At 62.8% G+C, this 23228-nt stretch carries 22 protein-coding genes and 1 tRNA gene; 16 read left to right on the plus strand and 7 right to left on the minus strand.

Features of this window, described 5'->3' with window-relative positions; all coding sequences use genetic code 11:
- Positions 1-108: 108 nt before the first annotated feature.
- From OEG81_RS09680 to OEG81_RS09700, 5 genes are read left to right on the plus strand one after another with little or no spacing between them, the layout of a single operon-like run.
- A complete protein-coding gene (locus OEG81_RS09680; protein WP_264129026.1) occupies positions 109-450 on the plus strand; it encodes a hypothetical protein in 342 nt (113 codons plus the stop codon).
- Positions 447-1721 carry an NHLP bacteriocin system secretion protein gene (locus OEG81_RS09685; protein ID WP_264129027.1) on the plus strand — a complete coding sequence of 425 codons (1275 nt, stop codon included), beginning with the start codon at positions 447-449 and terminating at the stop codon, positions 1719-1721. The genes OEG81_RS09680 and OEG81_RS09685 overlap by 4 nt, the downstream gene beginning before the upstream one ends.
- Positions 1721-3937, plus strand: coding sequence for an NHLP family bacteriocin export ABC transporter peptidase/permease/ATPase subunit (locus tag OEG81_RS09690; RefSeq protein ID WP_264129028.1), 2217 nt, complete (start codon positions 1721-1723; stop codon positions 3935-3937). Before OEG81_RS09685 ends, OEG81_RS09690 begins: the two co-directional genes overlap by 1 nt.
- The gene (locus tag OEG81_RS09695; protein WP_264129029.1) at positions 3903-6881 is read left to right on the plus strand and encodes an NHLP bacteriocin export ABC transporter permease/ATPase subunit; all 2979 of its coding nucleotides are present in this window, start codon (positions 3903-3905) and stop codon (positions 6879-6881) included. Before OEG81_RS09690 ends, OEG81_RS09695 begins: the two co-directional genes overlap by 35 nt.
- Positions 6882-6889: 8 nt before the next feature.
- Positions 6890-8263 carry a TolC family outer membrane protein gene (locus tag OEG81_RS09700; RefSeq protein WP_264129030.1) on the plus strand — a complete coding sequence of 458 codons (1374 nt, stop codon included), beginning with the start codon at positions 6890-6892 and terminating at the stop codon, positions 8261-8263.
- A 56-nt stretch (positions 8264-8319) separates the two neighbouring features.
- On the opposite strand, the gene OEG81_RS09705 is transcribed toward OEG81_RS09700, so the two are convergent.
- The 4 genes from OEG81_RS09705 to OEG81_RS09720 are packed head-to-tail and all read right to left on the minus strand — an operon-like array spanning position 8320 to position 9427.
- Positions 8320-8628, minus strand: coding sequence for a hypothetical protein (locus OEG81_RS09705; RefSeq protein WP_264129031.1), 309 nt, complete (start codon positions 8626-8628; stop codon positions 8320-8322).
- A complete protein-coding gene (locus OEG81_RS09710) occupies positions 8625-8747 on the minus strand; it encodes a hypothetical protein (RefSeq protein ID WP_264129032.1) in 123 nt (40 codons plus the stop codon). The genes OEG81_RS09705 and OEG81_RS09710 overlap by 4 nt, the downstream gene beginning before the upstream one ends.
- Before the next feature lie 11 nt (positions 8748-8758).
- The gene (locus tag OEG81_RS09715) at positions 8759-9070 is read right to left on the minus strand and encodes a hypothetical protein (RefSeq protein WP_264129033.1); all 312 of its coding nucleotides are present in this window, start codon (positions 9068-9070) and stop codon (positions 8759-8761) included.
- A gap of 57 nt (positions 9071-9127) precedes the next feature.
- A complete protein-coding gene (locus OEG81_RS09720; RefSeq protein WP_264129034.1) occupies positions 9128-9427 on the minus strand; it encodes a hypothetical protein in 300 nt (99 codons plus the stop codon).
- A gap of 298 nt (positions 9428-9725) precedes the next feature.
- Here OEG81_RS09720 and OEG81_RS09725 point away from each other — a divergent pair.
- The 11 genes from OEG81_RS09725 to OEG81_RS09775 all read left to right on the plus strand — a co-directional run bounded on the left by OEG81_RS09725 (position 9726) and on the right by OEG81_RS09775 (position 20894).
- Positions 9726-9802: transfer RNA gene (locus OEG81_RS09725), tRNA-Pro, on the plus strand.
- A gap of 401 nt (positions 9803-10203) precedes the next feature.
- A complete protein-coding gene (pgaA, locus tag OEG81_RS09730) occupies positions 10204-12663 on the plus strand; it encodes a poly-beta-1,6 N-acetyl-D-glucosamine export porin PgaA (RefSeq protein ID WP_264129035.1) in 2460 nt (819 codons plus the stop codon).
- 11 nt (positions 12664-12674) lie between these two features.
- The gene (gene pgaB, locus OEG81_RS09735) at positions 12675-14705 is read left to right on the plus strand and encodes a poly-beta-1,6-N-acetyl-D-glucosamine N-deacetylase PgaB (protein WP_264129036.1); all 2031 of its coding nucleotides are present in this window, start codon (positions 12675-12677) and stop codon (positions 14703-14705) included.
- On the plus strand, positions 14702-16030 hold the full coding sequence (gene pgaC / locus OEG81_RS09740; RefSeq protein ID WP_264129037.1) for a poly-beta-1,6-N-acetyl-D-glucosamine synthase: 1329 nt from the start codon (positions 14702-14704) through the stop codon (positions 16028-16030). The genes pgaB and pgaC overlap by 4 nt, the downstream gene beginning before the upstream one ends.
- Positions 16027-16500, plus strand: a complete 474-nt coding sequence (gene pgaD, locus OEG81_RS09745) for a poly-beta-1,6-N-acetyl-D-glucosamine biosynthesis protein PgaD (RefSeq protein ID WP_264129038.1) — start codon at positions 16027-16029, stop codon at positions 16498-16500. The genes pgaC and pgaD overlap by 4 nt, the downstream gene beginning before the upstream one ends.
- A 266-nt stretch (positions 16501-16766) precedes the next feature.
- Positions 16767-17237, plus strand: a complete 471-nt coding sequence (locus OEG81_RS09750) for a curli production assembly/transport protein CsgE (protein ID WP_264129039.1) — start codon at positions 16767-16769, stop codon at positions 17235-17237.
- Between the two features lie 21 nt (positions 17238-17258).
- A complete protein-coding gene (locus tag OEG81_RS09755; protein WP_264129040.1) occupies positions 17259-17696 on the plus strand; it encodes a curli assembly protein CsgF in 438 nt (145 codons plus the stop codon).
- A 2-nt stretch (positions 17697-17698) separates the two neighbouring features.
- Positions 17699-18655, plus strand: coding sequence for a CsgG/HfaB family protein (locus tag OEG81_RS09760; RefSeq protein WP_264129041.1), 957 nt, complete (start codon positions 17699-17701; stop codon positions 18653-18655).
- 81 nt (positions 18656-18736) lie between these two features.
- Positions 18737-19459 carry a hypothetical protein gene (locus OEG81_RS09765; RefSeq protein WP_264129042.1) on the plus strand — a complete coding sequence of 241 codons (723 nt, stop codon included), beginning with the start codon at positions 18737-18739 and terminating at the stop codon, positions 19457-19459.
- Between the two features lie 96 nt (positions 19460-19555).
- Entirely contained in the window at positions 19556-19864 is a 309-nt protein-coding gene (gene csgH, locus OEG81_RS09770) for a curli-like amyloid fiber formation chaperone CsgH (RefSeq protein WP_264129043.1), read from the plus strand.
- A gap of 298 nt (positions 19865-20162) precedes the next feature.
- Positions 20163-20894, plus strand: coding sequence for a response regulator transcription factor (locus tag OEG81_RS09775; protein ID WP_264129044.1), 732 nt, complete (start codon positions 20163-20165; stop codon positions 20892-20894).
- A gap of 52 nt (positions 20895-20946) precedes the next feature.
- On the opposite strand, the gene sufT is transcribed toward OEG81_RS09775, so the two are convergent.
- The 3 genes from sufT to OEG81_RS09790 are packed head-to-tail and all read right to left on the minus strand — an operon-like array spanning position 20947 to position 23228.
- Positions 20947-21501 carry a putative Fe-S cluster assembly protein SufT gene (gene sufT, locus OEG81_RS09780; protein WP_264129045.1) on the minus strand — a complete coding sequence of 185 codons (555 nt, stop codon included), beginning with the start codon at positions 21499-21501 and terminating at the stop codon, positions 20947-20949.
- An 18-nt stretch (positions 21502-21519) separates the two neighbouring features.
- A complete protein-coding gene (gene sufU / locus OEG81_RS09785) occupies positions 21520-21975 on the minus strand; it encodes a Fe-S cluster assembly sulfur transfer protein SufU (protein ID WP_264129046.1) in 456 nt (151 codons plus the stop codon).
- On the minus strand, positions 21972-23228 hold the full coding sequence (locus tag OEG81_RS09790; protein WP_264129047.1) for a cysteine desulfurase: 1257 nt from the start codon (positions 23226-23228) through the stop codon (positions 21972-21974). Before OEG81_RS09790 ends, sufU begins: the two co-directional genes overlap by 4 nt.

Here is a 23228-nt window from a genome sequence, read left to right on the forward strand (position 1 = left end):
AGTGGTCCGGACGGGCAAAACCGTGTAATTCTTGGCTACAATCCAAAGCAATATAACAAGATTCCACGCCTGTCTTTACAGCTTACGCCCATTTCCGGAGCCGCCGCCATGTTGCAAGAGGATACGCAAGCCGACGCAAGCGTCCTGTACCGTTTTGCCGAACGCTTTCGCCAGGATCCCGGATTTCACCAGCGGGTGCAAAGCGACGCCCGTGCCGCGCTCAGCGAAATCGGCGTCCATGTGCCCGACGGCGTACGCGTCCGGTTTGCCCCCGACGCGGCCAGCGCCCTGAACATGGCGCTGGGCTCCACCCCGCCGGCGGCCCCGGCCGATGACGGCGTCCTGGACGACGCCTTGTTGCTGGAGGTCACCGGCGGCGCGGCCGTTCCTCCGTCCGGCGCGGACGACATCAGGCAGTTTCTCAAGCTGTTCAAGCTCAATATGGCATGAGCAGGCTGTTTCGCCCGGCCGCCCTCAACAAGATATCCAGCCCCGACCAGCTCGATCGGGTCCTTCAGGTCGTGCGCCCCGTTCATGGCGCAGGCATCGCGGCCATCGCGCTCATCGTCATCGGCGGCTTCATCTGGAGCATCCTGGCCACGGCGCCCGTCAAAGTGCAAGGCCAGGGCATACTGCTGTCCGCCGAAGGCGTGGCCGTCGTCAGCTCCCCCAACGAAGGCCGCGTGGAACAGATCCTCGTCCATCCCGGCGATACGGTCCGGGAGGGCCAGACCGTGGCCATACTGAAGCGCCCGGCCACACTGGACTCCATCACCGCCAAGAAGGCCGAGCTGCACGACACCCGCAGCCTGCTGCAAGAGCGGCAGGACGCCTATGCCCGGAACCAGCACATGCAGGACGAGCTGTTGCAGACCAAGCGCCGCGCCCTGGCCGAGCGCCTGGGGAAACTGCTGGAACAGCACAGGGTGCTGATCCAGCGGCGCAACAATGAAAACGCGCTGCTGAAGAAAGGCTACGTCACGTCCAGCAAGATCAACGAAACCGATACGCTGATCGCCGACATGGAAAACCGCATCGCCGCCGCCCGCAACGAGAGCACCGAACTTCTGGTGCGGCAGCGCGCCGACGAAACGCAGAAAACGCAGGAAATACGGGAAACCGGCCTGCGCGTGCAATCGCTCGAACGCGAACTGGACAATATGCAGCGCGAATACGAGCGCAGCCGCAGCGTAGTCGCCCCCGTCGCCGGCACGGCGGTCGAGCTCAGCGTCAATCCCGGCGACCTGGTCAGCACCGGCCAGATCATCATGCGGCTCTTGTCGGCCGATGCCGCCGGCCGCGATGGCGCGCTGCATGCCATCGTCTTCGTGCAGAACGAGGACGGCAAAAAAGTGAAGGAAGGCATGAACGCGCAAATCATGCCCTCCACCACCAAGCCGCAGAAAGACGGTTTCATACGCGGCACGGTGCTGACGGTGGCCAAGATTCCATCCAGCCGCGAAGGCATCATGCGCCGCCTGAAGAACACCACGCTGGTCGACAGCCTGCTCAAGACCGGAGCGCCGTTCGAGATCGAGCTCGCCCTGCGTGCCAATCCGGCCTCGCCCAGCGGCTACCTCTGGTCGTCCGGCAAGGGTCCCGACATGACGATAGACGTGGGCACCATCGCCAGCGCCAACATGGTGGTGGATCACCGCCGCGTCATCAGCCTGGCGCTGCCTTTCTTCGACCATGTATTCCGCTGGCTGGGAGTCCACTGATGAACGCCGCCCTCATGGATACGCTGCGGGCGCAAAAGAAAAACGGCTCGGCCGGCCCCGGCCAGACAAAGCGCCGCATCAGAACGCCCACCATCCTGCAGATGGAAGCGCTGGAGTGCGGCGCCGCGGCCCTGGCCATGGTGCTGGCCTACCATGGCCGCTGGACACCGCTGGAGGAGTTGCGGACTTTGTGCGGCGTATCGCGCGACGGCAGCAAGGCGCTCAACATACTCAAGGCGGCCCGCAGCCTGGGCATGGATGCCAAGGGCATGCGGCTGGAGCCGGCCGGCCTGGCCAATATCGCACTGCCGGCCATCTTGTTCGTCGACATGAACCACTTCGTCGTCCTGGAAGGAGTCGGCCCCGACGGCTTTCACCTGAACGATCCGGCGATCGGCCGGCGCAAGGTCAGCGCCGAGGACTTCGATGGCATGTTCAGCGGCATCGCCCTGGTTTTCAGCAGGACGGATGCCTTCAAGCCGGGCGGCGCTCCGCGCCGGATGCTGCCCGCCCTGTTCGACCTGGCGGGCGGTTCGCTCGGCGCGCTGGCGGTCGTCATGCTGGCCGGCGTACTGATGGTGGCCATCAGTCTGATCACGCCCGCCTTCAATCGCGTGTTCATCGACTATGTAATGATAGAAGAGCTGAAGTACTGGCTCACGCCCCTGCTGCTTTCCATGGCGGCCGCGGCCATCGTGCTCGCGCTTCTCACCTGGCTGCGCCTGCATCTGGTCATGCGCCTGCATGTCAAGCTGGGCCTGGTTCTGAGCGGCCGCCTGAGCTGGCATATATTGCGCCTGCCGGCCAGCTTTTTCGCGCAGCGCCACAGCGGCATGATCAGCGCCCGCCTGCCCCTGGCCGAGCAGATCGCGCAGCTTGCCTCGCAGCAGCTGGCGCAAATGGCCATCGGCATCACGACCCTGGTTTTCTTCACCGCCCTGATGCTGCAGTACCACGTGATCCTGACGCTGATCTGCATCGGCATGGCCAGCCTGAACGCGATCGTGTTCAGCTACCTGCAAAGGCGCTTGGGCGAGTCGTCGGAGAACATCGCCCTGCAATCGATCAAGATGGACGGCAAGGTCATGCAAGGGCTGCAAATGATCGAAACCCTGAAGGCCACGGGCGCCGACAATATCTTTTTTGCCAAATGGGCCGGACTGCAGGCGCTGTTCATCAATGCCCGGCAACGGGTCGCGCACATGCAGACCCTGGTTGCCTCATTGCCGGCCCTGACCGCCGCCCTGACCAGCGCCCTGGTGATTTCGCTGGGCGGCCTGTTCGTCATTGAAAACGAGCTGACCGTCGGAATGCTGGTTGCCTTCACGGCCATTCTCGCATCCTTCTCGGCTCCGGTGAACGAGCTCATGGCGCTTGCCGTCGCCCTGCGCGGCGCACAAGGCTCCCTGGCGCAAGTGGACGACACGCTGCGCCATCCCATCGCCGACGAGTTCGGCCCTGAAAGGTCCTTGCCGGCAAGCGGGAAACAGGCGCTGCGCCTGTCGGGCAGCGTAAGCCTGCACGATGTCTCCGTAGGCTATTCGCCGCTGGAACCCCCGCTCATCGAACACCTGGACCTGGACATGAAGCCGGGCAGCCGGGTGGCCCTGGTCGGCGGCTCGGGCAGCGGCAAGACGACCGTGGGCCGTTTGATCTCCGGCATGCTCGATCCATGGTCGGGCCGCATCCTGTTCGATGGAACGCCCTTGCCGGAACTGCCGCGCCCGCTGCTGCGCCATTCACTGTCCGTGGTCAACCAGGAGATCGTCCTGTTCGAAGGCACGGTGCGCGAGAATCTGACGCTGTGGGACGATTCCATGCCCATCGAACAGGTGGCGCAGGCCGCGAAGGACGCCATGATCCACGACCTCATCATGAGCCGGCGCGGCGCCTACGACAGCCATGTGGAGGAAGACGGACGCAACTTCAGCGGCGGACAGCGCCAGCGCCTGGAAATCGCCCGGGCCCTGGCGGGCAACCCCAGCGTGCTCATCATGGACGAAGCCACCAGCGCGCTGGACACCATCAGCGAAAAAGCCATCGTGGCCAATCTGCGCCGGCGCGGCTGCACCTGCATCATCATTGCGCACCGCCTGAGCACCATACGCGACTGCGACGAGATCATCGTGCTCGATCAGGGCAAGATACTGGAGCGCGGAACCCATGAACAACTGATGCAGCATGACGGTGCCTATCGTGCCCTTATCGAAAACTGAGCACGGCACCACGCCTTGCGGCCCCGCCTTGCGCAATTTGCTGGACACGGCCGGCGAACGCCGCATGGTCGCGGGCAACACGCCCTTCCTGCTGAACGATCCGGGCGCCGCATGGTGGCTGGAGCAAGGCCGCATCGAACTGTTCCTGGTCGAGACCGACAATGGCCGGGCTCACGGGGCCCGGCGGCATTTCACCTCGATCGAACCCGGCACGCTGCTGTTCGGCCTGGACGCCGCCGATTCGGCCCCGGCCGGCTTCAGCCTGCTGGCCGTGCCTCATGTAAACACAGAAGTCCGCCGCATCGATCGCGCGCAATTGGCGGCGCTGGGCATGCGTCCGGAACAGGCGCGGGACCTGGCCGCGCCGGTCGATCGATGGATAGAGGCGGTCTCGGAAGGCCTGGCGCGCTGGACTCTTCCCGGCGCTGTCATCCACCGCTCCGTTCAGGCGGGCGAAGCGTTTTCCGTCAAGGCCGGCGGCCGTGTCACCAGCGCCGGCGGCGTGCTGTGGCTGGCGCTTCCGCGCGCCACGACGCTGTTCCTGGGCACGCAAGACCTGCCGCCGGGGCCGGATCCCTGCCTGTTTCCGCTCACGCAGGCCAGTTGGCTGCATAGCGGCGTCGATTTGAGCCTGTCCGCCCTGGATAGCGCGCAGGCCATTGCGCAGGGCGGACTCTGGCAGGGCCTGGACGCCTTGCACGAGCTGCTGCTGCCCACCGCGGAATTGAACCTGCGGCTGGCCAACGTGGACGAGCACAATCGGCTGCGCCGGCGCGCGCAATCGGCGCAGCGCGACTGGCAGCATGGGCTGGATGGCTTGCAGGGAGTGCTTCAGGACAAGCGCACGCGGCACAACCCGCCCGCCGCGGGCGCCCCGCCGCTGGCCCTGGCGCTGGAAGCCATCGGCCGGCAAGAAGGATTCAAACCGCGCATGCCGGCGCGGCGCCGATACACCGACGATGGCGAAACACCCAGCCTGGAGGCGATCGCCCAGGCCAGCGGCCTGCGGATGCGGAAAGTCGCGCTGGAACCGGGCTGGGAACAGGCCGACACCCAGGCATTGCTGGCTTATGCCAATGACGATGGCCGGCCGCTGGCCGTCCTGCCCGCGGCCGGCGGCGCGCCGACCGTCTACGATCCCGTCCACCAGCAAACGCTGCACGGTCCGCAGGCGCTGGCGCTGCTATCGCCCGAAGGGGTCGTCTTTACCGCCCCGCTTCCCTTCCAGCCGCTGAACTGGGCCAGCCTGCCCCGCTTCACGATCGCCCGCGCCTGGCGCGACCTGCTGACCCTGGTGCTTTCGGCCCTGTGCGGCGGAATACTGGGCATGGCCGTTCCCATTGCCTCGGCCTATCTGATCGATACGGTCATTCCCGGGCACGACCGCAACCATCTGCTGCAAGTGGCCATCATACTGGCGGTGCTGGGCCTGGCCGGCTTCATCATGAACTATGTGGGAGGCATTGCATTCCTGCGCTTTCAGAACCGGGCGGGGCCGGCATTGCAGGCGGCCATCATCGACAGGCTCCTGCGCCTGCCCACGGGCTTCTTCCGCCGCTATTCCGCCGGAGACCTGGCTCTGCGCGCCAGCGCCATCACGCATATCGAGCAACTGATCTCGGGCAGCGCCGCCCAGGCCGTCATGGGCGGCGTCTTCGCCGTGTTCAGCTTCATCCTGCTGCTGTATTACGACTGGCGCCTGAGCTTGTGGGCCGCCCTGATCATCCTGGTCTACACCTGCGCCACGGTGGCGCTGATCTTTCTGCAATTGCGGCGCGAGCGGGATCTTGCCCGGCATGGCGGCGAACTGCAAAGCATGGTGCTGCAACAGGTCAGCGGCATTGCCAAGATACGGCTGTCCGCGTCCGAAGACCGGGCATTCACCCGTTGGGCGAAGCTGTTCGCCACCGCCGAGCGCCTGCGCGCTTCGGCCGCCGGCTACGGCAATCTCCAGGCCGCGCTGAACGGCCTGTTCGGGCTGGCCGCCCTTTTTGTTTTTTTCCTGGTGCTGGGCAAGTTCCGCAACGACGGCAATATGGACATGGTCGCAGTGGGCGGCTTCGCGGCCTTCCTGGCCGCATTCGGCAACTTCAACAGCAGCGTTACCCAAATGACGCAGACCCTGGGCGATCTCCTCGCGATACAGCCCTTGCTGGAGCGGGCCATGCCCATCTTGCAGGCCACGCCGGAAATCAGCGACGACAAGGAGGACCCGGGCAAGCTCTCCGGCGCTGTCGAGTTTACCCACATTGCCTTCCGCTACCAGCAAGGCGGCCCCCTGGTTCTGGACGACGTCTCGATCTCCGCCAGGCCCGGCGAGTTCATTGCCATCGTCGGCGCATCCGGCTGCGGAAAATCCACCCTGATACGCCTGCTGCTGGGCTTTGAAACGCCCGAGTCGGGCGGCATCCTGCTGGACGGGCAGGATATGCGCGAGCTGGATATCCTGGCGGTGCGCCAGCAGATGGGAGTGGTGTTGCAGAACAGTCGGCCCATGCCCGGCTCGCTGTTCGAAAACATCGTGGGCGTCTCCAGCGGCACGCTGGAACAGGCCTGGGATGCCGCCCGCCAGGTGGGCCTGGCCGAAGACATCGAAAACATGCCCATGGGCATGCACACCGTCGTGTCCGAAGGAGGCGGTTCGCTCTCCGGCGGGCAGGTGCAGCGCCTGATGATAGCCCGCGCCATTGTCGCCCAGCCCCGCATCCTGATCCTGGACGAGGCAACCAGCGCCCTGGACAATCGTACCCAGGCGGTCGTCACCGACAGCCTGGATCGCCTTTCGGCGACCCGCATCGTAGTGGCGCACCGACTGAGCACGATCACGCGGGCGAACCGCATCTACGTCATGGATGCCGGCCGCATCGTGGAAACCGGAACCTTCGATCAGCTGATGGGCATGAACGGATACTTCGTCCGGCTTGCCGCCGCCCAACTCGTATGATGCTTCACATGCCGACGCCATTTCCCTTCCTCCCGTCAACTCATGCCAAAGCCTCGATCAGGCTCGCGCGAAGGCTGCCGGCCGCCGTCGCGCTATGCGCCTGGCTGGCGGCATCCAGTCATGCACAAACGCTGCAGGAAGCCATGGCGCATGCCTACGGCAGCCACCCCGCACTCGGCGCGCAGCGGGCCAACGTCCGGGCCCTGGATCAAGACGTGGATTCCGCGCTGGCGGGCTGGCGCCCCACGGTGTCGGTCAGCACGGGAACAGGCCGCCATACCAATGCCTATGCGCTCAACGATGGCCCCAGGATCTCCTCGGACAGGAATCCGGCCGACCTGCGCGTCAGCGCCAGCCAGCCCCTGCTGAACTGGACCACGGGCCCGGCGGTGGACGCCGCCGAGGCGCGCGTCCGCCAAGGCCGGGCCGACTTGCTGGCCAGTGAACAGAATGTCCTGTTCGATGCCGCCTCGGCCTATTTGAACGTGCTTCAATACCGCAAGCTGCTGGCGCTGCACGAAGCCAATGAACGCAGCCTGGCCCGGCAAGTGGCCTATCGCAGCGAACATTTCCAGCGACGGCTGGGCACCCGCACGGAACTGGCCCAGGCACAGGCACGGCACGCCGCGGCGGTGGCGCAATTGAATCGGGTGCGGACGGAACTGGACTCCTACGGCAGCGCTTTCCTGCGCACCATAGGGATGCCGGCCGGACAGGATCTGGGCTTTCCGAACGGCCTGCCCACCTTGCCCGAAAACCTGGAACCCATCATTGCCAATGCCGCCTACAACATGCCGGCGGTGCGCAGCGCCTACTACGGCGCGCAGGCGGCGCGCGCCGACGCGCAAGCCGCGAAAGGCAGGCTGATGCCGTCCGTCAGCCTGGAGGCGTCAGGCGCCTGGACACGCAATCCCGAAGCCACCATGCGCAGCCAGCGCGACGCCTCGGTGCAGTTGACCCTGCGCATTCCCATTTATCAGGGCGGCGCTGAATGGGCCGGCGTGCGCGGCAGTAAACAACGCGAAATCCAGCAACAGGAGCAATTGCGCAATTCCAGGCTGCAGGCCCGCTACGATGCGTCGGATGCGTGGAACAAGCTGCAGGCCGCCCGCGCGGAGATCAAGGCCTTCGAGACCGCCATCGCCGCCAACAAAGTGGCCTACGAAGGCGTCAGCGAGCAGCATGCCGTCCTGGGCGAATTGACCCTCATCGAAGTGCTGAACGCGCAGCAGGAATTGTTCTTGTCGGAAGTGTCGCTGGTACAGGCCCGTACGCAGGCCGTGCTGTCGCACCTTCGCCTGCTGGCCGTCCAGGGCCGGCTGACCGCCGAAGGCCTGGGGCTGTCGGTGGCGGGGCATCCGGCCGCCGACATGCTTCAATAGGGCAACAGGTCGAGGGGGTCGATCTTGATGTCGAAGTAGAAAAGCCGGAGGGATATTTATCGCTTCCCTTCCGCTATCCACTGGATGCGGCGGAGCTGAGTGTTCGGCATAAAAACGCTCCTGCCCCCCGCGACGCCGGCCAGTTCCGCGTCCCCCACTTCGCTGGCGCTGGAATTGTCCAGCGACACCTGCAAGTAGCGATTCAGCTCGCCCGGATCGAGCGTAATGCCATGGCGCCCCGCACTGGCGGCGATGATGCGGGATGCCTCGGCCAGGGTCTGGACGTCGTACAGCTTAGTCAACAGGTCGGCATCCAGGGCAACCAGCTTTTGCAGTGCTTCGTAGGTGACAGATGAAATGCTCATGGTTCAATCCTTTTGGGGCTAAAAATCAGGTTTATCTGCGGCAATCGATTTTTGAAGGGCATCGAAATATTTGCCGCCAGCGACGGCAACACGACCGCAACGATTGAAGGCGTAGTCATGGCTTTAGCCTTTAATGCTTATTCTCCCGATGCCGATGATTCGAGAATAACGCTTCAGAAATGAATTCGAAAATGCCGCTGCCTCCCGCGACGCCGGCGAGCTCCGCATCGCTCAGTTCATCATCGCGGGAGCTGTCCAGCGATGCCTGCAAATATCGATTCAGCTCGGTCACGTCCAGCGTAATGCCGTGGCTTTTCGCGCTTGCTGCGATGATGCCGGATGCCGCGTCCAAGGTTCGGACGTGGCGCAGCTTTGCCAATAATTCGGAATCCAAGCCAACCAGCTTTTGCAGCGCTTCGTATGTAACAGGTGAAATACTCATGGTTCAATCCTTTCAGGGCTAAAAACCAGCGGGCTGATCGCCCAAGGCCTGGGACTATCAGTGGTGGCGAATCTGACGATGCAAGACTTCGAGAATGAGTTCCGGAAAACTTCTGCCTCCCGCGACGCCGGCGAGCTCCGCATCGCTCAGTTCATCATCGCCGGAGCTGTCCAGCGATGCCTGCAAATATCGATTCAGCTCGGTCACGTCCAGCGTAATGCCGTGGCTTTTCGCGCTTGCTGCAATGATGCCGGATGCCTCGTCCAGGGTTCGGACGCGGCGCAGCTTTGCCAATAATTCGGAATCCAAGCCAACCAGTTTTTGCAGCGCTTCGTATGTAACAGATGAAATACTCATGGTTCAATCCTTTCGGGGCTAAAAATCAGGTCTATCTGACGGCAATCGGTTTTTGAAAGCATCGAAATCAAAGAGGGTCAAACCCTGGCCGACTTCATCCGCTGGAAAATTTATGCCAGTATAGGCAGCCTTCCGGCCGGAAGGGTATAGCTCGGAAGAGCCATTCAAGGATTTGCCGCAAGCATTAAAATGCTTGGAAAATTTGTGCTAGAATCTCGTCTTTCGCTGATCTTGATTTGGTCGATCAGCGAAGCGACTAAAGGCGTGGGTACCGACAGGACCTTGGCGCCGATAGTTTCGGGGCGTAGCGCAGCCTGGTAGCGCACTTGCATGGGGTGCAAGGGGTCGCGAGTTCGAATCCCGCCGTCCCGACCAATTAAAAGGGCTTACAGATTTCGGTCTGTAAGCCCTTTTCCATTCTCGCGCTCATCATCACGACGTCCGGCCACCAGCGGCGCGCCTTTTCATGGCCGCGCCGCATGCGTTCACGGGCGACTCATCCGAACATCCTACCCCGCCCGGAGCCCTGCGGCGTAAGCCGTATGCCGCATTTTGCTGGCCGTCTTTCGTCTCTATGATCCCTTCCATCGAGCCTGTATCCAGACATTAAAAATCGTAGCAAGCGTGGGAAAGAACGCATGGGATTCCATCCCCGGCGCGGAAACCGACTCAGGCTGTTGCCGATAGAAGTTCGGATGCGCATAGAAAGGGAGCCAATGCATGCACCGTTCCAGCAAAACGACGGACGCCGTCTGTTTCTCGCCAAACGGACGACCATGAATACATCGATTCCTATCGCTTGCTTCAGCCTGACTCTTGCAAGCCTGTTGAGCAGTCCCGCATCGGCTGCGGTATCGCGCAGCGAATACGATGCCTTGATACGCGAGGCCCGCGCGGGCAACCACGAACCGGCGCTGATCATGCTGCGCCAGCATGGCATCGAGCACCCCATGGATCTGCGCGCGGCTTACGATCACATCCTCATTGCCAGCTGGGCCGGCAGAAACGAGGAAGCCGTCGGCGCCTACGAAGCCATTGTTCCCGCTCCCAATCGTCCGCCCGCCGATGTCCTGGCGGCCGTTGCCCGCGCCTACCGCGACACCCAGCGATGGGATCCCGCCCTGGAGCGCTATCGTGAAGGCCGCAAGCTGTTTCCGAAGCAATCCTCGTTCGCCGTCGGCGAGATCATGACCCTGGCCGATGCCGGACGCGCCGACGAGGCCATTGTCCTGGGCAAGGAACTGGCCGAGGAATTGCCCGAAGACGCCGACGCCCGCCTGGCGCTGAGCTATGCCTACAAAGTCCGCCCTTCCCCCTACCCCGTATTACAGGAGGCGGACCACGCCAGGACACTGGCCCCGCGCAAGGCCTATGTGACCAGGGAATACATAGACTCTTTGCAGCATGCGGGACTGGCGCATGCCGCCTTGACCATCGCCAGGGAGCACCCCGAACTCCTGGATGACGCAAAGATGCGCCAGCTGGAGGCCGACTACCTGGCGGAAACCACCCGCCTGGCTGCCATGCCATACCGGCTGGAATCGGAGCGGTACGCCAACGCCGACCGCGCCTTGGCCGAGTATGAGCGCCTCATTCCCGCATGGGAAACCCTGGGCCCTTCCGCAAGCGCGGACGTCAGGCGCTTGCGTATCGACCGCTTGCAGGCGCTGCATGCCCGATTGCGGATGCAGGATGTGGTGGACGGGTACGAGAGTCTGGTTGCGGAAGGCATAAGCGTGCCCCGCTATGTACTGAATGACGTCGCCGCTGCCTATCTATACCTGCGCCGGCCCGAAGAAGCCCAGGCCCTTTACCGTCAGGTCATGAATGACGAAGGCAGCCGGCGGGACAATCCCAGCGAACGGCTAAGCAATGAAACCGGCCTGTACTACTCTCTGGTCGAAAGCGAGCAGTTCGATGAAGCCGGGAATGTCATCCAGGCCGCGCGCGCCGGCCAGCCCACATGGCGCTACATCAAGGGCGTGCCCCAACGCGTTCCGAATGACCTGCACTTGTATTCGGAACAGACCGCTGCCCTGGGCCTCTTCTACGCGGACGACACGGCCGGCGCCGCGAAGCGATTGAGGGAATTGGTCGATCACGCGCCCAACAACGTCGGCCTGCGCACTTCACTGGCCAACGTCTATACCAGCCGCGGTTGGCCCAGGCGTGCGGAGCGGCAGCTCAAAGTCGCCGAGGCGCTGGAGCCGCAAGCCGTGGAGGTCGAAGCGGGCCAGGGAATCACCGCCCTGAGTCTGCAGGAATGGCGGCAGGCCGAGATTCTGGTGCAGGATCTGGAGACCCGGTTCCCCGAAGAGCTTTCCACACAAAACCTGCAGCGCGAATGGACACGGTACAACAAGGCCGAGTTGCGCATAGAAGCCCGTCGCGGCATCGCATCGGACAGCCCAGTCAGCGGCAACGGCGATTTCGGCATTGAAACCGTTTTGTATTCCGCGCCGCTGAACTACAACTGGCGGGCCTTCGGGGGCGCCGGCTATGCGAACGGCGACTTCGACGAGGGCAGCGGCAACTATCGATGGCTGCGCACCGGCGCGGAATGGCGGGGACGGGATCTGACCGCCGAACTGGAGGCCTCCACCCACAACTACGGCCATGGCATCAAGCCCGGCGCCCGCATGTCGGTCGCCTACGACCTGAACGACCAGTGGCAAGTGGGCGCATCGGCGGAGCTGCGGTCGCGCGAAACGCCGCTGCGCGCCTTGCGCAACGATATTTCCTCGAACTCGGCGGGGGTCTATGCAAGATGGCGCCAAAGCGATCATCGGGAATGGAGATTCTCGCTGGCACCCTCCCGCTTCAGCGACGGCAATCAGCGTTTGGCCGCCACCTTGACGGGCCGGGAGCGGATCTACACCCGCCCTCATCTGAAGGCCGACCTCATGATCAACATCGCCGCAACGCGCAATTCCCAAGAAGGCGGCCCCTACTTCAACCCCCGATCCGATCTTGAAGTGCTGCCCACGCTGAATCTGACCCATACCCTGTACCGCCGCTACGAAACGGTATGGGAGCAAACCTTCATTCTGGGCGTCGGCGCCTACAAGCAGCAGAACTTCGGCACCGGCGCGATTGCCGTCGCCGGCTATGGAATGCGCTATCGATACAACGATGTTTTCGATATCGGCGCCACGGTAATTGGCATCAACAGGCCCTACGACGGCGTGCGCGAGCGGGAACTGCGCTTCATGCTCGACATGTCATTCCGCTTTTAGAAAGAGACGCCATGCTTGCTCATATTTCCCGCATTCCATCGTTGGCGAGCCTGCTCTGCGCCTTGCTGCTGCTGAGCGGCTGCGCCAAGGACATACCCGCCTTTGTCCCTCCAAGCGAGCGTTCCGTGCACAACTTCCAGCAACCGTGGCAGGAGAACACGTTCCTGTCCCTCGCCTACCACGATGTGGAAGACACCGATCCCGATCAGACCTATGTCAGTGTGAGCACCGAACACCTGATCGAACAGTTCGCCTGGCTAAGGGAAAACGGCTATCAGCCTGTTACCGTGGATCAGATACTGGCGGCCAGCAAAGGCGGCAAGCCTCTGCCGCCAAGAGCCTTGCTGCTGACCTTCGACGATGGCTACCGGAGCTTCTATACCCGGGTATTTCCTCTGCTGAAGGCATACAACTGGCCTGCCGTGCTGGCTCCGGTCAGTTCCTGGATAGATACTCCCGAAGACCAGTCCGTGGACTTCGGAGGCAAGCCCACGGATCGCGAACGCTTTCTTACGTGGCGCCAGATACGCGAGGTGTCGCGCTCGGGCCTGGTCGAGATAGGCGCCCATACCGACGCGCTGCATTATGGGATCCTGGCCAACCCGCAGGGCAATCTGGAGCCGGCCGCCGCCTCGCGCGCCTACGACCCCGCCACCGACACGTATGAAACCGACGAAGCCTATCGAGCGCGTATCGCGGCCGATGTGGACCGTGTCACCGCAAAGATCCTCAAGGTAACGGGCAAGAAACCCCGTGTATGGGTATGGCCTTATGGCGAAGCCAGCGGCGACGCGCTGAAGATCGTCCAGTCCAAGGGCTATTCCATGGTCCTGACCCTGGATAGCGGCCTGGGCAAGGTGAACGATCTGTCCAACGTCCCGCGCGTGCTGGTCGCCAATGATCCCCAGCTGCAGAATTTCGCGCGCATCAGCATGGTCATGGAAAACAACACGGTCATGCGGGTTGCCCACGTCGACCTGGATTATGTGTACGACCCGGACCCGGAGCAGATGGAACGCAATCTGGGCGAGCTGGTCCAGCGCATCGCCGACATGCGGATAACCACGGTGTTCCTGCAGGCTTTTGCCGACCCCGAGGGCGATGGACTGGTCAAGTCGGTGTATTTCCCGAATCGCCACCTTCCCATGCGTGCCAACCTGTTCAACCGCGCCGCCTGGCAGTTGCGCAGCCGCGCCATGGTCGATGTGTACGCCTGGATGCCGGTGCTCAGCTTCGATCTGGACCCATCGCTGGCCCGTGTGACAAGCTGGGATCCCAAGCAGGGGACGGCCGCCGTCAACCCCGATCAGTACCGCCGGCTTTCCCCCTTCGACCCCAAGGCGCGCCGGCAGATCATCGATCTGTATGAAGACCTTGCGCGGCATGCCATCTTCGCCGGCATTCTCTTTCACGACGATGCCCTGCTCTCCGACTTCGAAGACGCCAGTCCGCAGGCCCTGGCAGCCTACCGGGAGGCCGGATTGCCCGGCAGCATTGAAGCCTTGCGCGCCGATCCCGACACCCTGCACAGATGGACGCGATTCAAGAGCCGCTATCTGGTCGATTTCACCAAAGTCCTTGCCGACCATGTGCGCGCCATCCGTGGCCCGCAAGTCAGGACGGCCCGCAATATCTACGCCCAGCCTGTGCTCCATCCCGAAAGCGAAGCCTGGTTCGCCCAGAACCTGGATGACTTTCTGGCCGCCTACGACTGGACGGCGCCCATGGCCATGCCCTGGATGGAAAACGTCCCTCACGATGGTGCGGACGCCTGGCTGGACAGCCTGGTCGATGCCGTTGCATCGCGGCCGGGGGCGCTGAACAAGACGGTCTTCGAAGTCCAGGGAAGAGACTGGCGGCCCTCCAAGAGCAATGGAGACTCCGGCCATGTCGACTCCGCCGTGATGGCCCACTGGATGAAGCGCCTGCAACTGCATGGCGCCCGCAGCTTCGGCTATTACCCGGACGATTTCACGCAGAATCAGCCCCGGCTGGATGTGATCCGGCCGGCCATCTCCAACGCCTGGTACCCCTTCCAATGATAGACCGATTGATCGCCTTTCTGGTGTTGTGCATCGTCCTGGGCGCGCCATTCGGCCTGACCCTGGTGCTGACCAGCGATGTATTGCTGAATTTCGTATTCTTCTACCCGCTGTTCATGTCGGGCATCTGGATGGCGGGCGGCCTGTACTTCTGGCTGCACTGGGAGCGCAAGTGGAACTGGCGCCCCTATCGCCCGCCGCAGTTTCCCGACCAGCCGCTGATCACCATCCTGATCCCCTGCTACAACGAGCAGGATCATGGCGAGCAGACCATACTGGCGGCCCTGGGGCAGGAGTATCCCAACATCGAAGTCATCGCCGTCAATGACGGCTCCACCGATGGCACGGCCGTGATGTTCGATAAGCTGACGGCCCTGCATCCCCGCTTGCGCGTCATCCACCTGGCCCAGAACCAGGGCAAGGCCATGGCATTGCGGATGGGCGCCATGGCGGCCCGCAGCGAATACCTGGTCTGCATCGACGGCGACGCCCTCCTGGATCCGGATGCCGTCAGCTATCTGGTTGCGCCGCTGATCAACAACCCGCGCGTCGGCGCCGTGACCGGCAACCCCCGGGTCCGCACGCGCTCCACGCTGATCGGCCGCATCCAGGTCGGCGAATTTTCCTCCATCATCGGCCTGATCAAACGCACACAGCGCGTCTACGGCCAGTTGTTCACCGTGTCCGGCGTCTGCACCGCCTTCCGGCGGAAGGCGCTGGACGAAGTGGACTACTGGAGCCTGGACATGATCACGGAAGACATCGACATCACCTGGAAGCTCCAACGCGCGCAATGGTCGGTCTTCTACGAGCCCCGGGCGCTGTGCTGGATACTCATGCCCGAGACCTTGCGAGGCCTGTGGAAGCAGCGTTTGCGCTGGGCCCAGGGCGGTGCCGAGGTCTTCCTGAAGAATCTGACGACCATCTGGAACTGGAAGTACCGCCGGCTCTGGCCGCTGATGTTCGAATTCTGCCTTTCGACGGGATGGGCCTTCGCCTTCGCCCTGTCGATCGCGCTATGGGTGCTGGGCCACATCGTCGTGCTGCCCCCCAACATACAGGTGTCGATACTCATGCCGCCGTCGTTCACCGGCATGGTGCTCGCCATGGTATGCCTGACGCAGTTCCTGGTCAGCGTACTGATAGACAGGCGCTACGAGCCCAAGCTGGCCCATGCCCTGTACTGGATCATCTGGTACCCCTTCGCCTACTGGATCATCAATCTTTTCACCACCCTCTTCAGTTTCCCCAAGGTCATGCTCCGCATCCGCCGCCAGCGCGCACGCTGGACCAGCCCGGACCGGGGCATAAAGGAGTTGACATGATCATCACCACGCAGCGCTCTCCCCTCGCATTGGCCATCGACACAGCCCTTACCGCGCTGGGATGGATAGGATTCTTCTATCTTTTCACCAAGGGCGTGATCGCCGTCATGGACGGCAATCACCACGGCCCGTCCGTTCCTTACATGGAACAGCTGTGGCCCACCGCCCGCAGCCTGACGGTCTACGCGCTGGTCGCCGCCTTCAATGCCGTGCTGGTCGTGTTGTGGGGCCGGTATCGCAAGCTTTTTTTCAGAACGCTGAATCGGAGAGAGGCTGCGGCCAAGATCGACGACGAAACCGTGGCCACGCATTTCCACCTATCCAGCAATCAGCTGCACGAGATACAGGACAGTCGCGTCACCGTCATCTACCACTCGAACGAAGGCGATATCGCGCATCTGGAGACGGATCAGCTGCGCATGCAGCCGGCCGGAAACAGCGCGGTGTACGACGCGGTCCGGGCGGCCTGAGCCTGGACCCGCGCCTTGTGCTGTACCGCCATTTGGCGGAGCACGGGCCAGGATGCCTAAGGAAAAAGGCCGAGGCCGGCTTACGACGTATGCCGCATGTTTGAAGGGCTCGCCGTCTCTATCATGTATTCATGCGGTCCGTTTCCATACGTTAGAAAAAAGAAGCAAACGATTCAAGGCGGGGAAGAAAGCCGGCGTAAGAATCCGGCAAAAAGATAGCGGCATCCTCATCGTAGTACGGCAAAGGCCCAGGGAGGAAATCCAGAATGCGCTTTTCCATGGTTTGGCTTATCTCGCTTGCCGCCGCGGCCTTCTGCCCGCTGGCCCGGGGACAGGACCTGCCGCCGGCCAAGGACACGCTGCCCCCGACCATGCTGGACGAGGGCCGGAAAGGAAAGAGCGTGTTCGACGACCCGTTGGGCGGTGTGGTGGTCAATCGCACCGTAACCGTGCTGGGCAACGACTTCTACCAGGACTTCACGGCGCTATGGCGTCAGAAAGACATCAGCAACAAATTTTCGATCTCCATATACGAACGGCCATCCGCCCGTTTCGGGAGCGAGATCTGGGTTCAATTCCGGCAAAAGAACATGTTCCATGTGTTCCTGCCCCCGGCACGGGCCAGGACCAGGCAGATCAGCGCGGCGGCCGTCGAGCTGGTCTACCAGAACATCGCCGACAGCGAAGCCGAACGCATCCTGGTCCGCAGCCCGGACCTGGGTCCCGAGGAGATGTAAATGAAAGGAGCAGACATGTCCATGAAAAATAAAATCCTGCTGCGAGGCGCGGCAGCCTGCTGCGCATGGATGCTGGCCGGACAGGCGGCAGCCACGGAGCTGGTGTATTACCCCTTCAACCCGTCCTTTGGCGGAAGCCCGCTGAACGGTTCGGTCTTGCTCAACTCCGCCCTGGCGACGAACCGCCACACCGATCCGGATGTCGGCCAGGATCAGTTCGGCATCGAGGAAAAGACGCCCTTGCAGGTTTTCAATGAAACCCTGGAGCGGTCGATACTCAGCCGCCTGGCGTCGGCCGCCAGCTCGCAGATCGTCGGCCCCGACGGGAAGTTCATACCGGGCACGCTGGATACCGGCAGCTTCACCATCAACATCGTCGACCTTGGCAACGGCTTCTTGTCCATCACCACCATAGACAAGCTGACCGGCGGCGTCACAACCTTCCAGGTAGGCCAATGACCATGCAAAAGAAGAAACAACCCCGGCCGGAAAGCGCTTCCCGCGGCTTGAAAGTCCTTTCCGCGGGCATGCTGAGCATGGCTCTGGGCGCCTGCGCCGTGCCGCACAAGCCGGCCGAAGTGGCTACACCCGCTCATCTGACCCCCGCCACGCCCTCCACACGCGACTTGGTGCAACTGCCGCCGCCCAAAGGAAAGGTCACCGTCGCGGTCTACGGCTTCCGGGATCAAACGGGACAGTACAAGCCCGCACCCGACAGCTCCTTCTCGACCTCCGTCACCCAGGGGGCCTCTTCGATGCTGGTCAAGGCGCTCAAGGATTCGGGCTGGTTCACGCCCGTGGAGCGGGAAAGCCTGCAGGAACTGCTGACCGAAAGACGCATCGTGCGGGCGCTGGACGGCTCGCAGGGCGAGGCCGCCCCGGCCATACACATACCGGCCCTGATGCCCGCCTCGGTGTTGATAGACGGCGGAATCGTCGCCTACGAAAGCAATGTGCGTACCGGCGGGCTGGGCGCGCGCTTCCTGGGCGTAGGGCTTTCCACGCAATACCGCATGGACCAGGTCACGGTCAGCCTGCGCAGCGTCGATATAAGGTCGGGCCGCGTCCTGCAGGCCGTGTCCACGACCAAGACCATCTTTTCATACGAAGTCCGGCCCAGTGTCTACAAATTCGTCAACTTCAAGGATCTGCTTGAAATCGAAGGCGGCGTGACCAACAACGAGCCGACTCAGCTTTGCGTCAAGGAAGCCATCGAGGCTGCCGTGATCCATCTTACCGTCCAGGGGCTGAAAGATAGGAACTGGCTGCTCAAGGATGAGAGCGACTGGAACTCGCCCATCATCCAGGCCTATCTGCGGGAAGGCAACACCTATGCCATCAATGTGGCCGATCTGCCGCCCGGAGGCGCCGCAGCCATCGAAGCCACTCCCCCGGTGACCGAACCCCCGCCGAACTAGCAGCAGGGTTGTATGGCGGGCCCGGAATGAAGACCGCCGGGCCCGCCAGTAGATCCAGGTCTTTATTTAGAGGAGAAAGCAATGAGCATCAAACTGTCTGTTATTGCCCTGGGTATCACGCTGGCCTATGGAGCGACCGCCGCCATGGCGGCCAACGTCGCCACCGTGGACCAGAACGGCACCCGCAACGATGCCGTCATCGAGCAGTGGTCGAACGAAAACGCCAGCGCAAGCATTACGTCCTACGGCAACTTCAACGATGGCTTCATCGAACAGGAACGCAACAATGTGGCCAATGCCACCATATCGGCTTTTGGCGACTTCAACGATGCGGTCATCAACCAGCACAACGTCAATAACGCCAACGCAACCATCTACCAGGCTGCCAACGCGGGCGACGCCACCATCAACCAAAGCGGCGGATGGAGCTACGGCCACCATCATCATCATTCCAGCGACGGCAACAACCAGTACGCGGTCATCAACCAGAACAGCGGCTGGGGCAACGTGGCCTGGGTTACCCAGACCGGCGACAACACCGACGCCATCATCAATCAAAGCGGCTACAAGAACCGCGCGGGTGTCGAGCAGGAAGGCGGCGGCAACCAGTACGTTACCGCACGCATCAACCAGAACGGGGCATTCAATGACGGCTATGTCCGCCAGGATGGCGCCAACCTGATGGCAACCATCAGCCAGACCGGCGCCAAGAACGATGCCATCATTCTGCAAAAAGGGTCGGGATACACGGCAACCGTGACGCAGGTGGGCTACGCCAACAACGCATACGTGAATCAGCGCTGACCATAGAAAAGCACTGGGACGCCCGCAGGCCGGCACGTGTTTGCCTGCGGGCGGTCGTGAGCGGAGCATGCCGCGCAACCATCAGAAAGGCCGAGTATGAACATAGATGCCGATATCCAGGTTTGGCTGGAAACCATGAACAGGAACCAGGCCGCGGTCATTGTTCCCTATGTGCAAAGCAAGCAGGACAAAACCCTGGCCTATGCCGTCAGGGCGGTCAAGGAGGGTCCGAATGGACGCTCCGTGCTGAGCCAGGGCGGCACGCTGCGTGTCCCGGCGAATGTTCCCACCGCACTGGGCCGGATGTCCTTGAGCTGGGGCAAGCAGGACGATTGCGGCATCGACCTGAAGCTCAGCGAAAACGGAGCGGCGCAGCGAAACTACCATTTCGCCTGCCCGGAATAGTATGTGGCCATTACAAGAATTTACCTTGACCAGCAATAACTTACGTTAATTTTCTAAGGTAAACATTTACTTGCAATCAGGATCGTGAGTTAATACCATATTGTGGACGATTGCGATCCATGACGACAAAATTGTTTCGCCACGTGCGAACCAGACAGTAGGCTAAGTAATATTCTGCGGGTGAACGCCGATATTGAACGCCCTGTAACGCTCAGGGCATGGCTTTTGTCTCTCCCGTCAGTCTCGCCACTGGGCAAAGCTCGCACCAAGCGAACCTCGAACCAGGGAAGAACAAAGCATGTCTCTCATTACCGTCATCGAACCCCACCCGTTGATCCGGCTGGGCATTCTGCAACTATTGTCCAATGTCGAGCCCGGGTGCTCGCTGAAAGGCGAAGATTATTCAAGCATCTTGCGCGACGCACCGGACGCCGCTGAATCCGATCTGGTGTTGCTTTCGGTTTTCTCCTTCGAGGAAGTGCAGAAACTGACGACGGCCACCGCCCGCGTCTTCTCGCCCAAGGCCATGCTGCTTTTATCCGACAGCAGCGACATGCCCCATACCGTGCAAGGCCTGCCTTCCTCCGTGGCCGGCTATGTGCCCAAGAACGCCCCGCCGGAGGTCCTGCAAGCCTCGGTCCGCCTGGTGCTGGCCGGCGGATCCTGCTTTCCGATGCGCTCAAACGTTGTCAACCCGCAACAATCACTGCTGACCCAGTTCGAGCCGGTCAACTGGCCCATCGACAATGAAAGAAAAACCCGGGCGGCCAACGCCAATCCCGAGTGCGAGATGCTGGGACTGACGCCCCGGCAATATGAAGTCCTGGTACTGCTGGCCCGGGGCTATCCCATGAAGACGGTCGGGCGCTATCTGAATATCTCGGTCGCGACCGCCAAGGCGCATACCGAGACCCTGTACCAGCGTCTGGACGTGCACAATCGCAACGCCGCCGTCTACGAAGCGGTCTCGCGGGGCGCCACGCTGGGATGGCCCTCCATCGGCGGCCCCCAGCAAGAAGCCGGCGCTTGAACTGTGCCGCCAGGCGGCCGCCCGCCGAAATGGGGCGGCTGCCGGCCGGCGCCTACAGCAGGCCCATTTGCAGGCGGGCCGGCTCGCTGATCATTTCGCGGCTCCAGGGCGGATCCCAGACCAGATCCACCTTGACCTCGTCGACGCCATGTATGGACAGCAGCTTGTTGCGCGCTTCGTCGGCGATCATGGTGCCCATGCCGCAGCCGGGCGCGGTAAGCGTCATCTGAACCTCGATGCGGAATTGCTCGTCCGCCGCGGGCATCACCTGGCAGCTGTAGACCAGCCCCAGATTGACGATATCGATGGGAATTTCCGGGTCGTAGCAGGTGGCCAGCAGGCTCCAGGCCGCGTCTTCGACCGCTTGCGCGGTGACCGGGCCGTCGTGCGTATGCACGGCCGCTTCGGTGGGCTCGAAACCCAGGGCATCGCCGTCGACGCCCTCGACCCGGTAAAGGTTGCCCTCGACCATGACCGTGTAGCTGCCGCCCAACTGCTGGGTGATGGTGGCCTCGCAGCCTTTTTCAATGGTGACCGGCGAGCCGTAAGGCACGGTGACTGCGGGGCAGTCGCGGCTTACGATCACGTCCTGGCGTGTATAACTCATGGTGTGCCTCTGTTCGCTTTATTCGGTGCGCGCCGTATCCCGGGCCTGCGTAATCGCGTTGTGCAGGGTATGCCAGGCCAGCGTGGCGCACTTCACCCTGGCGGGGAATTCGCGCACGCCCGACAGGACTTCCAGCTTGCCGAAATCCCGCTCTTCGGGCTGCGCTTCGGTCAGCATGGCGTGCATGTCGCGGAACAGGGCCTCGACCTCGCCCACAGGCTGCCCCTTGACGGCCTCGGTCATCAGCGAGGCCGATGCGGTGGAAATGGCGCAGCCATGGCCCACGAAACTGGCCTCCTGCACGATGCCGCCCTCGACCCGCGCATAGACGGTCAACTGGTCGCCGCATAGGGGGTTGTGTCCATCGGCCGTGTGGCTGGCGTCCGCCATGGCGTGAAAATTACGCGGGTGGCGGTTGTGATCGAAAATCACTTCCTGGTAAAGCTCGCGCAAATCGCTGTGATGATCGCTCATTGATGCCCTGTTCCAAACAATTTCTGTGCCTTGCGCAGCGCCGCGGCCAGGGCGGCTATGTCTTCCTGCGTATTGTAGAGCGCCAGCGACGCCCGCGCCGTGCCGGGGATGCCGAAGCGGGTCATCAGGGGCATGGCGCAATGATGACCCGCCCGTATGGCCACGCCTTCGGTATCCAGTATGGTGCCCAGGTCGTGGGGGTGGATGCCGTCGACCACGAAGGACAGGATGCCGGCCTTGCGCGCGGCGGTGCCGATCAGGCGCAGGCCGGGCAGGGAAAGCAATTCCTGCGTGCCCATCTCCAGCAGCGCATGCTCGTGCGCCGCAATGGCGTCCAGGCCGATATCGAGCACATAGCGTATGGCCGCGTCCAGGCCGACGACACCGGCGATGTTGGGCGTGCCCGCCTCGAAGCGCTGCGGCACGTCGGCATAGGTGCTGCGCTCGAAGCTGACGGTGTAGATCATGTCGCCGCCGCCTTGCCAGGGCGGCATGTCCTTGAGTATGTCGTAGCGCGCATACAGTGCGCCGATGCCGGTGGGACCGTACAGCTTGTGTCCCGAAAAGACATAGAAGTCGCAATCGAGGGCCTGCACGTCGACCGCCTGGTGGGCCACCGCCTGGGCGCCGTCGATCAGCACCTTGGCGCCGGCCTCGTGGGCCAGGCGGGTGATCTCGGCCACCGGATTGATGGTGCCCAGGGCATTGGACACATGGGCCACGCCCACCAGCTTCGTGCGCGCGCCGAGCATGGCGCGGTATTGATCCATGTCGAGCTCGCCGTTGTCGGTCACCGGCACGACGCGCAGGCGCGCGCCGGTCTGCTCGCACAGCAGCTGCCAGGGCACGATATTGGAATGATGCTCCATGCCGGTGATGAGGATCTCGTCGCCTTCCTTCAGCGCCGCCCTGGCCCAGCTATAGGCCACCAGGTTGATGGCTTCGGTCGTGCCCCGCGTAAAGACGATTTCCTGGCTGCGCGCCGCATTGAGCAAGCGCCGCACGCTCTCGCGCCCCTGTTCGTACAGGTCGGTGGCATGCTGCGACAGCCAATGCACGCCGCGATGGATGTTGGCGTTGGACTGTTCGTAGAAATCGCTTTCGGCCTGGATGACCGCCAGCGGTTTCTGAGTGGTGGCGCCGTTGTCCAGATAGGCCAGCCGGCGTCCCTTGACCGGACGCGCGAGGATGGGAAAGTCGGCGGCGCGATCCAGCAGTCCCGCCGCGCCGGCCATGCGTATCGGTGCGTTCAT

The organism is Pollutimonas sp. M17, from assembly GCF_025836975.1.
Lineage (GTDB): Bacteria > Pseudomonadota > Gammaproteobacteria > Burkholderiales > Burkholderiaceae_B.